13 protein-coding genes are annotated in these 14,007 nt (G+C 69.3%); all 13 read left to right on the top strand.

Annotation, left to right across the window (positions count from 1 at the left end; genetic code table 11):
• Nucleotides 1-149: 149 nt before the first annotated feature.
• Entirely contained in the window at nucleotides 150-779 is a 630-nt protein-coding gene (locus JWP60_RS25525; RefSeq protein WP_299798026.1) for a carbon monoxide dehydrogenase subunit G, read from the top strand.
• Nucleotides 780-786: 7 nt separating this feature from the next.
• A complete protein-coding gene (locus JWP60_RS25520; protein ID WP_299798023.1) occupies nucleotides 787-1,662 on the top strand; it encodes an FAD binding domain-containing protein in 876 nt (291 codons plus the stop codon).
• A gap of 13 nt (nucleotides 1,663-1,675) precedes the next feature.
• Entirely contained in the window at nucleotides 1,676-2,167 is a 492-nt protein-coding gene (locus JWP60_RS25515; RefSeq protein WP_299798021.1) for a (2Fe-2S)-binding protein, read from the top strand.
• The gene (locus tag JWP60_RS25510; protein ID WP_299798018.1) at nucleotides 2,164-4,593 is read left to right on the top strand and encodes a xanthine dehydrogenase family protein molybdopterin-binding subunit; all 2,430 of its coding nucleotides are present in this window, start codon (nucleotides 2,164-2,166) and stop codon (nucleotides 4,591-4,593) included. The genes JWP60_RS25515 and JWP60_RS25510 overlap by 4 nt, the downstream gene beginning before the upstream one ends.
• Nucleotides 4,594-4,858: 265 nt before the next feature.
• Nucleotides 4,859-5,305: a VOC family protein gene (locus tag JWP60_RS25505; protein ID WP_299798015.1), complete on the top strand. Its 447-nt coding sequence runs from the start codon at nucleotides 4,859-4,861 to the stop codon at nucleotides 5,303-5,305.
• Nucleotides 5,306-5,308: 3 nt separating this feature from the next.
• Nucleotides 5,309-6,526, top strand: a complete 1,218-nt coding sequence (locus JWP60_RS25500) for an FAD-dependent monooxygenase (RefSeq protein WP_299798012.1) — start codon at nucleotides 5,309-5,311, stop codon at nucleotides 6,524-6,526.
• Entirely contained in the window at nucleotides 6,523-7,779 is a 1,257-nt protein-coding gene (locus JWP60_RS25495; protein WP_299798009.1) for an ABC transporter substrate-binding protein, read from the top strand. The genes JWP60_RS25500 and JWP60_RS25495 overlap by 4 nt, the downstream gene beginning before the upstream one ends.
• A gap of 12 nt (nucleotides 7,780-7,791) precedes the next feature.
• Nucleotides 7,792-8,676 carry a branched-chain amino acid ABC transporter permease gene (locus JWP60_RS25490; protein WP_299798006.1) on the top strand — a complete coding sequence of 295 codons (885 nt, stop codon included), beginning with the start codon at nucleotides 7,792-7,794 and terminating at the stop codon, nucleotides 8,674-8,676.
• A 19-nt stretch (nucleotides 8,677-8,695) separates the two neighbouring features.
• Nucleotides 8,696-9,700, top strand: coding sequence for a branched-chain amino acid ABC transporter permease (locus tag JWP60_RS25485; protein WP_299798003.1), 1,005 nt, complete (start codon nucleotides 8,696-8,698; stop codon nucleotides 9,698-9,700).
• Nucleotides 9,697-10,440 (top strand): ABC transporter ATP-binding protein, encoded by a 744-nt coding sequence (locus tag JWP60_RS25480; RefSeq protein ID WP_299798000.1) that lies wholly within the window; start codon nucleotides 9,697-9,699, stop codon nucleotides 10,438-10,440. The genes JWP60_RS25485 and JWP60_RS25480 overlap by 4 nt, the downstream gene beginning before the upstream one ends.
• Before the next feature lies 1 nt (nucleotide 10,441).
• On the top strand, nucleotides 10,442-11,158 hold the full coding sequence (locus tag JWP60_RS25475; RefSeq protein ID WP_299797996.1) for an ABC transporter ATP-binding protein: 717 nt from the start codon (nucleotides 10,442-10,444) through the stop codon (nucleotides 11,156-11,158).
• 8 nt (nucleotides 11,159-11,166) lie between these two features.
• Nucleotides 11,167-12,897: a CocE/NonD family hydrolase gene (locus tag JWP60_RS25470; RefSeq protein WP_299797993.1), complete on the top strand. Its 1,731-nt coding sequence runs from the start codon at nucleotides 11,167-11,169 to the stop codon at nucleotides 12,895-12,897.
• 38 nt (nucleotides 12,898-12,935) lie between these two features.
• On the top strand, nucleotides 12,936-14,007 hold a 1,072-nt coding region (locus JWP60_RS25465), incomplete at its 3' end, for an ABC transporter substrate-binding protein (RefSeq protein WP_299797990.1).

Here is a 14,007-nt window from a genome sequence, read left to right as displayed (position 1 = left end):
CCTTTTGCGTAAGCTTTGCGCGGCACTTTGCGTGCAGATGTCCGTCTTCCTCCGAGCGCTAGGGTTTGTCCGGGTGCATCGCCCGTTCGCCGGTCGCACCCCGCTTCTATGATCGTTGAACAATCGATCAATAACGAAGCGAACCATCCATGGACCTGGCCGGTGAGGTTGCGATCCCCGCTTCGCGCGAGCGCGTGTGGCAGGCGCTCAACGATCCCGCGGTGCTGCGCGCCTGCATTCCCGGCTGCGAGGAACTGGTGGACGAATCGCCCACCGTGCGCCGCGCCCGCGTGCTGGTCAAGATGGGCCCGGTGCGGGCGCGCTTCGACGGCCGCATGACCCTCAGCGAGGTCGAGGCGCCACAGCGCTGCGTCCTCGGCTTCGAGGGCTCCGGCGGCGCTGCCGGCATTGCCTCCGGCCGCTCGCAGGTGGAACTGCACGAGGAGGGCGCGGCCACCCGTATCACCTACGCGGTGAAGGCGGCCGTCGGCGGCAAGCTGGGGCAGATCGGCGGCCGCATGATCGATGCGTCCGCGCGGCAGCTCGCCGACCAGTTCTTCGACGCGCTGCGGCGGCAGCTCACGCCACCCGAGGAGCCGGCCGCGGTCGCGCCCTCGATGGGGCATCCGGTGGCCAGCGTGCCGCCCGTGCTGGCGCTGCCGCCGGAGCCCGGAGACCCGGTCGCGGCGCCCGCCACCGAGGTGCAGCGCGTGCTCTGGTTCCTGCTGGGCGTGGCCTCCACCGGCTTCGGCGTGTGGCTCGGCAAGACGCTGTTCTGACGCACGCATGAAGGCGCCCCGCTTCGACTATGTGCGTGTCGCCACGATTGCGGAGGCGCTTGCGCTGCTGGCGCGGCATGGCGACGATGCGCGCGTGCTGGCCGGCGGGCAGACCTTGCTGGCCACGCTCAACATGCGCCTGTCGGAGCCGACGCTGTTGATCGACATCACCGGCCTCGACGCGCTGCGCGGCATCGAGCGCCGCGGTGACCGCCTGTGGCTAGGCGCGCTGGCGACGCACAGCGAGATCGAAGGCTCTTCGCTGGTGGCCGAAGCAGCCCCGCTGCTGGCCGCCGCCGCCCCGCACATCGCGCACCGGGCGGTGCGCAACGCGGGCACCTGGGGCGGCTCGCTGGCCTATGCCGACCCAGCCGCCGAATGGCCGGCGTGCCTGCTGGCCCTCGAGGGAACCGTAACGGTGCAGGGCGCGCAAGGCCAGCGCCGCATCGCCGCCCGCGATTTCTTTCTCGACCTCTACACCACCGCGCTGGCACCGGACGAATTGCTGGTCGGCGCCGACGTGCCGGTGGCGACCGCCGCCGACTGGTTCGGCTTCGACGAACTGGCGCGCCGCCGCGGCGACTACGCAGCAGCCGGCGTCGCCGTCGCCGCCCGCTTCGAGCGGCGGATCGCGCAGTCGGTGCGCCTATGCTTCCTCGGCGTCGGCGCGACACCGTTGCGTGCGCCCCGCACGGAGGCGCTGCTGGCCGGCAAGGAACTCACGCGCGGGACCATCGAGATCGCGCTCGCGTCGCTCAAGGCCGAACTCGATCCGCTGCCCGACCTGCATCACGAGGGCGTCACCAAACGCCACCTCGCCACCGTGCTGGCGCGCCGCCTGCTGCTGGCGGCCGACGCCAGCCGCGGCGCGCTGAGCGCCTGAACCCGGAGCCCGCATGGAGCTGCACACGATCGAGCTCACCGTCAACGGCCAGTCGCAGCGGCACAGCGTCGAGCCGCGCCAGCACCTGGTCGACTTCGTGCGCGGCGTGCTGGGGCTCAACGGCTCGCACCTCGGCTGCGAGCACGGCGTGTGCGGCGCCTGCACGGTGGAGGTCGACGGCCGCATCGTGCGCGGCTGCCTCACGCTGGCGGTGCAGGCGCAGGGCCGCACGGTGCGCACGATCGAAGGACTGAGCGCCGACGGCGACGTGCGTGACCTGCAGGAAGCCTTCGTGCGCCACAACGCGCTGCAATGCGGTTTCTGCACGCCGGGCATGGTGATGGCGACCAAGGAACTGCTGGAACAGAAACCGGATGCCACGCGTGCCGAGGTCCGCGAGTGGATGTCGGGCAACTACTGCCGTTGCACGGGCTACCACGCGATCGTCGATGCGGTGTGCGAGACGCTGGCCGCGCGCGCCGGCCGCCGCGGAGCGGCGCGATGAACCGCGGGCGCGCCGCCGGCGAGGAGGTGGTCGAACGGCCGCCGCAGACCGACACGCCGCTGACGCCGGTCACCGAGGACCCGCGCTACATCGGCACCGTGCGCGAGCGGCCCGGCGTGCGCCGGCTGGTGCAAGGGCAGGGCGCCTATGTGGACGATCTCGAGCTGCCGCGGATGGCGCATGTCGTTTACTGGCGCAGTCCGCTGGCCCATTGCCGCATCGTGCACATCGCTGCCGACGAGGCGCGCCGCATGCCGGGCGTGGTGCTGGTCGCCGACGGCCGCGACATCGCCACCGTTTGCAAGCCCTGGGTGGCGACGCTCGCGCACCTGGCCGGCATGAAATCCGCGCCGCAGTATCCCTTGGCCATCGATCGCGCCTGTTGGCAGGGCGAGGCCGTGGTGGCGGTGGTGGCCGAGACCCGTGAACAGGCCGAGGACGCGCTGCAGCTGGTGCGCGTCGAGCTGGAACGGCTCGAACCCGTGGTCGACATGGAGACCGCGCTCGCACCCGGCACGCCCGCGATCCACCCGGAGCTGGGCGACAACCTGTGCTTCACGCGCAACTTCGATACCGGTGGCGTGGACGCGGCCTTCGCCAGCGCCGATGCGGTGGTGGAAGCGGTCTTCGAATTCGGTCGCCACACCGGCGTGACGCTGGAGCCGCGCAGCCAGCTGGCCGACTGGAGCGCCGCGGAACAGCGCCTGACGGTGTACCACTCGCACCAGGCGCCGCACATGATGCAGGACCTGTACGCGCGCCAGTTCGAGCTGCCCGAGGCCGCGGTGCGGGTGATCTGCAAGGACGTCGGCGGCTCCTTCGGCGTGAAGGTGCACGCGTATCCCGATGACTTCGCCACCGTCGCATTGGCGATGCTGTGCCGGCGGCCGGTGAAGTTCGTGGCCGATCGCATCGAGTCCTTCACCAGCGACATCCACGCGCGCCACCACCGCGTGAAGGGGCGGCTGGCGGCCAGTCGCGACGGCGAGATCCTCGCCTTCGAGATCGACGACCTGACCGGCATCGGCCCCTACTCGGTGTTCCCGCGCACCAGCGCGATCGAGGGCAACCAGGTGGTCAACCTGGTGGGTGGCCCGTACCGGCACAGCCAGTACCGCGCGCATCTCGACGTGGTGTTCCAGAACAAGACGCCGACCTGCCAGTACCGCGGCGTCGGCCATCCGATCGCCTGCGCCGTCACGGAGGGACTGGTCGACCTCGCCGCGCGCAAGCTGCGCCTGGACCCGCTGGAATTCCGCCGCCGCAATGTGATTCCCGACGACGCCTATCCCGCCACCGGCGCCAGCGGCATTCGCCTGGAGCAGCTCTCGCACCAGGCCTGCCTGCGGCGCATCGAGGAGATGATGGACTACCGCGCGCTGCGCGCAGAGCAGGCGCAGTTGCGCCGGCAAGGCATCCACCGCGGCATCGGCTTCGCGACGCTGATCGAACTGACCAATCCGGGCGCGGCCTTCTATGGCGTCGGTGGCGCCCGCATCGCGTCGCAGGACGGCGCGACGCTGCGGCTCGATCCGTCGGGCGCCGTGGCCGTGATGGTCAGCGTGGGCGAGCAGGGGCAGGGCAACGAAGGGATCTTCCGGCAGATCGCGGCCGATGCGGTGGGAGTCGATCTCGAGCGGGTGCGCGTGGTCACCGGCGACACCGAGATCACGCCTTATGGCGGCGGCACGTGGGCTTCGCGGGGCGCCGGCATCGGCGGCGAGGCCGTGCTGCTCGCGTCGCAGGCCTTGCGCGCCAACATCCTGAAGCTGGCCGCCGTGCTGCTCAAGCGCGAGGCGGCGCAGCTTGCGGTGCGGCGGGGGCAGGTCGTGGACGCCGGGAGTGGCGAGCCGCTGCTGCCGTTCGCGGAGCTGGGCCGCATTGCCTACTACCGCTCCGACACCTTGCCGCGCGACTTCACGCCGGAGCTGATGGTCACGCGCCATTTCGCGCAGCGCGACTATCCCTTCATCTTCACGAACGGCGTGCAGGCGTCGTATCTCGAGGTCGACACCGAGACCGGCTTCGTGCGGCTGCTGCAGCACTGGGCGGTGGAAGACTGCGGCCGCGTGCTCAATCCGCAGCTGGTCGACGAGCAGATCCGCGGCGCCATCGTGCAGGGCATCGGCGGCGCGCTGTTCGAGGAATGCCTCTACGACGAGGAAGGCCTGATGCGCAATGCCAGCCTCGCGGACTACCTGGTGCCCATGAGCGCGGAAATGCCCGACATCGCGGTGGCCCACGTGCAGACGCCCACGCGCAGCAGCCAGCTGGGCGCCAAGGGGGCCGGCGAGGCCGGCACGGCCGGTGCACCCGCGGCGGTGATGAACGCGATCAACGACGCACTGGCGCCGCTGGACGCCCAGGTGTGGTCGCAACCGATCACGCCGGAGAAGATCCTGCGGGCGCTGCGCGTGGTGCCCTGAACAAGCAAACCAACAACCAACATCCGGACGCAGAAGGCGCAGAAGGGAAAGAAAGCCTGCAAGGGATTCTTTTGCGCCTTCTGCGAAGCTTCTGCGTGTTCTGCGTCCGGTTGTCGGCTTTTCTTCGGCGCTCCTCCCCGCGCGCGCGCCTAGGGTTCCTCCCGATGCAGCCACCCCACCCCGCTCCAACAATGGCCCGATGGTTTATCACTTGGTCAATAAGCACGCGCGGCGCCCTGCGCGCAACGGGTAATCGGATCACGGCATGACCCTGGCGCTGAACCACTTTTCCATCCGCACGCTGGACCTGGCGGCCACCCGCAGCTTCTACGAAACGGTGCTGGGCCTCACCGTCGGGCCGCGCCCCAAGTTCCCCTTCCCGGGCTACTGGATGTACCGCGGCGACCATGGCGACATCGTCAACGCGGTGGTGCACATCATCGGCATGGACCGCGACGATCCGCAGGGCCTGCGGCAGTACCTGGGCGACCGCGATGTCTCCACCTTGCATGGCACGGGCGCCGTTGACCACGTCGCCTTCTTCGCCACCGGCCTGGCCGCCATGCAGCAACACCTGCGTGGCATCGGCGTGGTGGCGCGCGAGCGCACGGTGCCGGACATCGGCCTGCACCAGCTCTTCCTCGACGATCCCAACGGCGTCGTGATCGAGCTGAACTACCCCGCCGCGGAACAGTCGGCCACCGGTTCCTGAGCGATGGCGCAGGTGCTCGTGGTGGGCGGGTCGCTCGGCGGCCTGATGGCCGCCAACTTGCTGGCGCGTTCCGGCCACGCCGTCACGGTCCTGGAGAAAGCCGCCGGCACCATGGACGGCCGCGGTGCCGGCATCGTCAGCCACCGGGTGCTCGAAGAGGGTCTCCGCGGCATCGGCATGCCAGCCGATTACGCCCTGGGAATTCGCGTGCCGGAGCGCATCACGCTCGGCCCGCAGGGCGACGTGTTGGGCAAGCTGGAGATGCCGCAGGTATTGACCTCCTGGGGTCGCCTGTACCAGTTGCTGCGCAGCCTGCTGCCGGCCGACACTGAATATCGCCAGGGCGTCACGGCGCATTCCTTCGAGCAGGACGCCAGCCGCGTGCGCTTGCACACCAGCGCCGGCCTGTTCGAGGCCGATCTGCTCATTGCCGCCGACGGCATCCGCTCCGCCATCCGCCAGCAATGCTGGCCCGCGGTGCAGCCGGAATACGCGGGCTACGTCGCCTGGCGCGGCCTGTGCGACGAGGCGGTGCTCTCGCGCGGCACGCACGATGCCATGTTCCCGCTGTTCGGCTTCTGCACGCCGCCCGGCGAGCAGATGCTGGGCTACCCGGTGGCCGGTCCCGGCAACCGCATGGAGCCGGGGCTGCGCTCCTGGAACTTCGTCTGGTACCGCGGCGCTCCGGCGCCCGATCGGCTGGCGCAACTGCTCACCGATGCCGACGGCGTGCCCCATCCGCAGGGCATCCCGCCGCACAAGGTGTCGTGGCGCGAGGTGGCAGCCATGCGCAGCGATGCGCGCCGGCTGCTCGCCCCCGCCTTCGCCGAGATCGTCGAGAAATGCGCGCAGCCCTTCCTGCAGCCGATCTACGACCTGGCGTCGCAGGAAATCGCGCGTGGCCGGGTCGCGCTGCTGGGCGATGCCGCTTTCGTTGCCCGCCCGCACGTCGGCATGGGCGTGACCAAGGCCATGCAGGACTCGCTGGCGCTGGCAGCGGCGCTGGGCACGCACGGCGCCACCCCCGAGGGGCTGGCCGCGTATGCGCAGCAGCGCGCGCCCGAGGCCCTGCAGGTGGTGCGCCGCGGCCGCCGGCTGGGCGCCTACATGCAGGCCTGCGGCCAGTCCGGCACGGTGGCCACGCGCGACGCGCTGGCTGCCATGAACGAAACGGCGGTCGAACTGGACACCGTGGATTTCAACGAGGAGAACTGTTCATGAGCCCCAAGCCATCCTCCCCCGCGCCTGCGCCCACCCGCCGCCGCGTCCTGCAAGCCGGCGCTGCCGGCGCCGCCGTCGTGGCGTCGCCCTTCGCGCTCGACCTCGTGCGGGCGCAGACCACGCCCATCAAGATCGGCTTCCTGGTGCCGCTGACCGGCCCTTATGCGCCGGAGGCGCAAGACCAGGTGCGCTCCGCCGAACTCGCCGTCAAGGAGTTCAACGATGCGGGTGGCTACAACGGCCGCAAGGCCGAACTGCTGGTGCGCGACGACAAGCTCAATGCCGGCGAGGCCGCCACCCGCACGCTGGAGCTGATCGAGAAGGACAAGGCGGACTTCATCGCCGGATCGCTCTCGGCGGCCACGCAGCTGTCGATGAACGCGGTGACGCGCGAGCGCAAGGTGATCTTCGTCTCGATCAGCCAGTCCGACGCCATCAACGAGGTCAAGGACTTCAGCCCCTACACCTTCCACGAGGCGCTCAATCCGCACCTCACGGCGGGCGCGGTGGCGCGCTACGCCTTCCCGAAGTACGGCAAGCGCATCGCCTATCTCACCGCGGACTACGCCTACGGCCACGAGATGGTCCGCGGCTTCGAGCGCGCCGGCAAGGAGTTCGGCGCGACCACCGTGGCGGACATCCGGCACCCGCTGGGCGCCGCCGATTTTTCCGCCTTCCTGCCGCGCATCCAGGCGCTCAAGCCGGATATTTTGGTGCTGTGCAACTTCGGGCGCGACTTCCTCAACGCGCTGAAGCAGGCCACCGACTTCGGGCTGAAGTCCACCACCCGCATCATCACGCCCGTGCTGCTGTTCACGGCGCGCCAGACCGGCGGCGCGGAAGTGTTCGACGGTGTCGTCGGCGGCACCTCCTACTACTGGGGGATGGAAGACAGCGTGCCCGCGGCCAAGGTCTTCAACGACAAGTTTCGCAAGGCCTACGGCGGCGCCGTGCCTTCCGACTACGGCGCGATGGGCTATGCCGGCGTGCGCAGCGTCTTGCAGGGCGTGCTCGACGCCAAGTCGACCGACTCCACCAGGGTGAGCGAGGCGATGGCCCGCATGAAGTACAACTTCTACAAGGGCCCCGAGTTCTATCGCGCCTGCGACCACCAGGCGGTGCAGTCGGTGCTGATCATCGAGTCCAAGAGCAAGGGCAACAAGGACAAGAACGACGTCTTCAACATCGTCCACACCGACGCGCCGAGCGAGGCCAACCTGCGCAGCTGCGCGGAACTCGGTCACAAGGCCTGAGGCGCTGTCGCCGTGGACGGAATCACCCCCTCGCTGATCGCGCTGCAGCTGGTCACAGGCGTCGCGCTGGGGGCGATCTATGCGCTGCTCGCCGTCGGCCTGTCGCTGATCTTCGGCATGCTCACGGTGGTGAACTTCGCCCACGGCGCCTTCTTCATGGTGGGTGCGTTCCTCGGCGTTTATTTCCAGACGCTCACGGGCAGCTTCCTCCTGAGCCTGGTGATCACACCCCTGGTGGTGGGCGGCATCGGCCTGGCGGCCGAACGCTTCCTCGTGCGGCCGCTGTACGGGCGTGGCATCGACTATCCGCTGCTGCTGACCTTCGGCCTGTCGTATGTGCTGATCGAAAGTGCGCGCATCGTCTTCGGCATCGAGGGCATGGCCTCCAGCACGCCCGCCGCCCTGCGCGGCGCGGTGGACCTGGGCTTCGGCCACTTCCCCTTGTACCGGCTCGTGCTGATCGGCGCGACGGCGGTGATCGTCGCCGCGCTCTGGCTGTTCATCGAGAAGACGCGCTTCGGCCTGATCATCCGCGCCGGCTCGCGCGACCCCGAGATCGTGCGCGTGCTGGGCATCGACGTCTCGCGCGTGTGGTGGATGGTGTTCGGCCTCGGCACCGCGATTGCCGGCATCTCCGGCGTGCTGGCGGCGCCGACGCGGGCCGTCAACGCGGAGATGGGAATCACCGTGCTGGCCGAGTCCTTCGTGGTCACGGTGGTGGGTGGCATGGGATCGCTCCCCGGAGCGGTGATCGCGGGCCTGCTGGTGGGCATCGTCTTCAGCATGACCTCGCTGCTGGCGCCCGACCTCGCCGAGCTGTCGATCTTCGTGCTGATGGCGCTGGTGCTGCTGGTGCGGCCGCAAGGCCTGTTCGGCAAAGCCGGGCTCATGAGTTGAGGCGCACAGGGTGCATGCATTGATCCGCACCATCGCCCAGCACCGCGTCGCGGCGGTGCTGGTGTTCCTGCTGCTGTTCCCGCTGCTGATGCCTTACCAGGCGCTGGCGGTGAACATCCTGGTGTTCGGGCTGTACGCGGTCGGCTTCAACCTGCTGTTCGGGTACACGGGGCTGCTCTCCTTCGGCCACGCCGCGTTCCTGGGCATCGGCAGCTATGCCACGGGCATGGCGATCGCGCTGGCCGGCGTGCCCTGGCCGCTGGCCATCCTGTGCGGGGTGGCCGGCTCGGCGCTCGCTGGCGTCGTCATCGGCTACCTCGCCATCCGCACGCGCGGCATCTACTTCTCGATGGTCACGCTGGCGCTGGCGCAGATCGTCTACTACGCGTTCTACAAGGCGGACCGCTGGACCGGCGGCGAGAACGGCCTGCGCGGCGTGCGGGTGGATCCCATCGACGTCGCCGGGTTCCGGCTGGACTTCACCAACCCGACCACCAAGTACTACGTGATCCTGGTGTTCGTGGCCGCGGCCCTGTGGTTCGTCTCGCGCATTCTCGCGTCGCCGTTCGGTGCCGTGATGGAGGCGATCCGCGAGAACGACAAGCGCGCGGCCGCCTGCGGCTACGACGTGGCGCGCTCCAAGCTGCTGGTGTTCGTGCTGTCGGCCGGCCTGTGCGGGCTGGCCGGTGCGCTGCGCGCATTGCACCTGTCGGTGGTGCCGATCGACTCGCTGCACTACCTCACCTCGGGCCACGCCGTGATGATGTGCCTGCTGGGCGGCATGGGCACCTTCTTCGGTCCCTTCGTGGGCGCCGCGGTGTTCCTGTGGCTGGAGGACGCGGTCACCAATCTCACCTCGCACTGGATGCTGGTGGTGGGCATCGTCTTCATGCTGTTCGTGCTGTTCTTCCCGCGCGGCATCTGGGGCACGGTGCTGCACGAATTGCGGCGGCGCGTTCCCGTGCCGCAGCCGGCGGCGGGCGACCCGCCCGTGGTCGATGCCACGCGCGAGGTGCGGCAATGAGCGACATCATTCTCGAAGCGCGCGACCTCGGCATGCGCTTCGGCCGCTTCCAGGCGCTGGCCAACGTCAGCACGCGCTTTCGCAGGGGCGAGCTGTGCGCCATCATCGGCCCCAACGGTGCCGGCAAGAGCACCTTCTTCAACATCCTCTCCGGCTCGCTCGCACCCACCAGCGGCAGCGTGCTGTTCCGCGGCGAGGACGTGACCGCGCTGCCGCAGCACGCCTATGCGCGCCTGGGCATCGCCAAGAGTTTCCAGATCACCAACGTCTTCCGGCAACTCTCCGCGCGCGAGAACGTGCGGGTGGCGGCGCAGATGCGCGCCACCCGCTTCGACTTCCTGCGTCCGCGCTCCGCCTGGCCGGAACTCACCGACAAGGCCGATGCGCTGCTGGAAGGCGTGGGCCTCGCCAACGTGCGCGAGCGCACCGCGGCCGACCTGGCGCACGGCCAGCAGCGGGCGCTGGAAATCGCGATGGCGCTGGCCGCGGATCCGCAATTGCTGCTGCTCGACGAGCCCACCGCCGGCATGTCGCCCGAGGAGACGACGGCGATGATGGACCTGATCGCGCACCTGGCCACCGAGCGCACGGTGATCCTGGTGGAGCACAAGATGAAGATGGTGATGGGCCTGTGCCGCCGCCTGCTCGTGCTGCACCACGGCGAGCTGCTGGCCGACGGCACGCCGGAAAGCATCCGCGCGAACGACGAAGTCCGGCGCGTCTACCTGGGGCAGGGTTGACATGTCCGCGCCGCTGCTCGAAGTCCGCAACCTCAACGCGTGGTACGACCGCAGCCACGTGGTGCAGGACATCTCGTTCGAGGTGCAACGCGGCGAGATCGTCACGCTGATGGGCCGCAACGGCGCCGGCAAGACGACCACGCTGCGCACGCTCATGGGCCTGCTGGCGCGCACCAGCGGCAGCATCGTGTTCGCCGGCAAGCCGCTGCAGGGCCGCCCGGCGCACGAGCGCTACCACCAGGGCCTGGCCTACGTGCCGGAAGACCGCCGGATCGTCACCGGCCTCACCGTGCGCGAGAACCTGCAACTGGGCCTGATCGCCAGCGCGCGCCGCGGCGAGACCGACGCGATGATCGACGAGATCGCCACCACGTTCCCGCGCCTGAAGGAGCGGCTCGCGCAGGACGCGACGTCGCTTTCCGGCGGCGAGCAGCAGATGCTGGCGATCGCGCGGGCCATGATGGCGCGGCCGCAGATGATCCTGCTCGACGAACCCTCCGAGGGCATCATGCCGCTGCTGGTGCACGAGATGTTCGAGCTGTTCGCGCGCATGAAGGCGCAGGGCACGACCATCCTGCTGGTGGAGCAGAACGTGCAGCGCGCACTCTCGATCTCCGACCGCGCCTATATCCTGGAGCAGGGCCACGTGGTGCACACCGGCGCCGCCGAGGACCTGCTGGAAGACGCCGACATCCAGAGCCGCTACTGCGCGGTATGAGGAGAACCATGCCCGAGACGACCATGCACATCGACTGGGACGTTGCCATCCCGACGGACGACGGCCTGGTGCTGCGCGCCGACGTGTTCCGGCCCGCCGCTCCCGGTCGCTATCCGGTGCTACTGAGCTATGGTCCCTACGCCAAGGGCCTCGCCTTCCAGGACGGGTACCCCAGCGCGTGGCAGAAGATGGTCGCAGACCAGCCCGACGTGCCGCACGGATCGAGCAACCTCTACCAGAACTGGGAAGTGGTCGACCCGGAGAAGTGGGTGCCCGACGGCTATGTGTGCGTGCGCGTCGATTCGCGCGGCTGCGGCCGATCGCCCGGTTTCGTCGATCACTTCTCGCCGCGCGAAACCCGCGACTTCCACGATTGCATCGAATGGGCCGGCGTGCAGCCCTGGTCCAGCGGCAAGGTGGGGCTTTCCGGCGTCTCCTACTACGGCATCAACCAGTGGCAGGTGGCCAGCCTGCAGCCCAGGCACCTCGCCGCGATGTGCATCTGGGAAGGCGCGGCCGACTGGTACCGCGACATGACCCACCACGGCGGCCTGCTCTCCACGTTCTGGGCCAACTGGTACGACATGCAGGTCAAGACGGTGCAGTACGGCCTGGGTGCGCGCGGGCCGCGCAACCGCGCCAACCCGGCACTGAACGTCTGCGGGGACGAGGCGCTGTCGGATGCGCAGCTCGCGGCCAACCGCTGCTCCTTCGGCGACGACATCCTGGCGCACCCGCTGGAGGACGACTACCACCGCGAGCGCTCCGCGCAGTGGGACCGCATCACCGTGCCCTTCCTCTCCGCCGGCAACTGGGGCGGCCAGGGCCTGCACCTGCGCGGCAACACCGAGGCGTTCATGCGCGCCGCGTCGCCCGACAAGTGGCTGGAGATGCATGGCCTGGAGCACTGGACGCACTTCTACACGGACTATGGCGTCGCGATCCAGAAGCGCTTCTTCGGCCATTTCCTCAAGGGGGAGCCGACCGGCTGGCAAGACGAGCCGCGGGTGCGCCTGCAGGTGCGCCACCCCGATCGCTTCGTGGAGCGCACCGAAAGCGAATGGCCGATCGCCCGCACGCGCTGGACGCGCCTGCACCTGCAGCCGCGCGAGCAGGCGCTGGGCGAGCACGCGGCGCAGGCCGCCACCACCCTCTCGTTCGAAGCGACCGGTGATGGCCTCACCTTCATGTCGCCGCCGATGGAGCATCCGACCGAACTCACCGGGCCGCTCGCCGCGCGCGTGTGGGTGTCCTCGTCGACCACCGATGCCGACCTGTTCCTGGTGCTGCGCGTGTTCACGGCGGACCTGCGCGAAGTCACCTTCGCCGGCGCCATCGATCCCCACACCCCGGTGGCGCAGGGCTGGCTGCGCGCGTCGCACCGCGAACTCGATCCGGAGCTCTCGCGCGAATGGCGCCCCTATCACACGCATCGGAGCGCGCAAAAGCTCGTGCCCGGCACACCCGTGCCGCTGGACATCGAACTGTGGCCCACCTCCATCGTGGTGCCGGCCGGCTCCCGCATTGCGCTTTCGGTGCGCGGGCGCGACTACCTCTATGCCGAGAAGACCGGCGTGAAGCTGTCCAACTTCAAGAACGAGCTGCGTGGCTGCGGCCCCTTCCTGCACGACGACCCGCGCGACCGCCCGGCGAGCGAATTCGCCGGCCGGACGACCTTGCACTTCGGCCCCGCGCATCCGGCGTGGGTGTTGCTGCCCGTGATTCCCGCCGCCGCCTGAAGCGGCGCGCCCTCGAGACCTACAAAGGAGACAAGCACATGCAAAGCAGACGCGAATTCGTGAAGGGTGCGGCAGCGGCGGCCGCGACGGTGGCGGTGCCGGGGCTGGCACAGGCGCAATCGGGCGAGCCGGTGCGCATCGGCCTGCTCACGGTCAAGACCGGGCCGCTCGCCTCGGGCGGCATCGACATGGAGCGCGCGCTCCAGATGTATTTGAAGGAACGCAACGACACGCTGGCCGGCCGCAAGATCCAGCTGATCGTCGCCGACACCGGCGGCGTGCCCGCCACGGCCAAGGCCAAGACGCAGGAGCTGGTGGAGCTGAACAAGGTCAACCTGCTGATCGGCCCGCTGGCCGCCTTCGAGGCCCTGGCCATCGACGACTACATCCGCACGCAGAAGGTGCCGACGCTGTCGGTCGCCGCCGCCGAGGACATGACGCAGCGCAAGCCCAACCCGTGGTTCGTGCGCGCGACCTCGACGTCGGCGCAGTGCGCGCACGTGATGGCCGACCACTGCGTCCACACCCTCAAGTTCAAGCGCATGGCCGTGATCGCCGACGACATCGCCTATGGCCAGGAGATGAACGCCGGCTTCCAGCGCGTGTTCGAGGAGGGCGGCGGCAAGATCGTGCAGAAGATGTTCCCGCCGCTGACCGCGCCCGACTACGGCAGCTTCCTCGCGCAGATGAAGACCAACATCGACGCGATCTTCCTGGGCTTCGCCGGCTCCAACGGCTTCCGCTTCATCCGCCAGTTCAACGAGTACGGCCTCAAGGGCAAGGTGCAGATCGTCGGCGGCATGACGGCGATCGACGAATCGGTGCTGCGCAACATGGGCGACGAGGCCCTGGGCATCCAGACGGCGTGCTGGTACTCGGCCGAGCTGGCCAACCCGATCAACGCCAAGTTCGCGCCGGCGTTCCGCAAGGCCTACAGCTACGACCCCGGCTTCTACGCCGCGGCCACCTACACCAATGGTTCGGTGCTCGAGGCTGCGCTGAATGCCGTCAAGGGCAACATCTCCAACAAGGATGCCTTCATGGCGGCCCTGAAGAAGACCAACGTGCAGACCGCGCGCGGCCCGGTGCATTTCGACGAGTACGGCAACT

Source organism: Ramlibacter sp. (assembly GCF_028291745.1).
Lineage (GTDB): Bacteria > Pseudomonadota > Gammaproteobacteria > Burkholderiales > Burkholderiaceae_C > Ramlibacter.
This window is presented reverse-complemented; position numbering and strand designations above follow the sequence as displayed.

What these genes read in the sequence shown, in the direction of transcription:
- JWP60_RS25510 (WP_299798018.1), top strand. Translation starts at nt 2,164, where the DNA reads ATGAACCGCGGGCGCGCCGCCGGCGAGGAGGTGGTCGAACGGCCGCCG.
- JWP60_RS25500 (WP_299798012.1), top strand. Translation starts at nt 5,309, where the DNA reads ATGGCGCAGGTGCTCGTGGTGGGCGGGTCGCTCGGCGGCCTGATGGCC.
- JWP60_RS25520 (WP_299798023.1), top strand. Translation starts at nt 787, where the DNA reads ATGAAGGCGCCCCGCTTCGACTATGTGCGTGTCGCCACGATTGCGGAG.
- JWP60_RS25515 (WP_299798021.1), top strand. Translation starts at nt 1,676, where the DNA reads ATGGAGCTGCACACGATCGAGCTCACCGTCAACGGCCAGTCGCAGCGG.
- JWP60_RS25505 (WP_299798015.1), top strand. Translation starts at nt 4,859, where the DNA reads ATGACCCTGGCGCTGAACCACTTTTCCATCCGCACGCTGGACCTGGCG.
- JWP60_RS25470 (WP_299797993.1), top strand. Translation starts at nt 11,167, where the DNA reads ATGCCCGAGACGACCATGCACATCGACTGGGACGTTGCCATCCCGACG.
- JWP60_RS25495 (WP_299798009.1), top strand. Translation starts at nt 6,523, where the DNA reads ATGAGCCCCAAGCCATCCTCCCCCGCGCCTGCGCCCACCCGCCGCCGC.
- JWP60_RS25475 (WP_299797996.1), top strand. Translation starts at nt 10,442, where the DNA reads ATGTCCGCGCCGCTGCTCGAAGTCCGCAACCTCAACGCGTGGTACGAC.
- JWP60_RS25525 (WP_299798026.1), top strand. Translation starts at nt 150, where the DNA reads ATGGACCTGGCCGGTGAGGTTGCGATCCCCGCTTCGCGCGAGCGCGTG.
- JWP60_RS25480 (WP_299798000.1), top strand. Translation starts at nt 9,697, where the DNA reads ATGAGCGACATCATTCTCGAAGCGCGCGACCTCGGCATGCGCTTCGGC.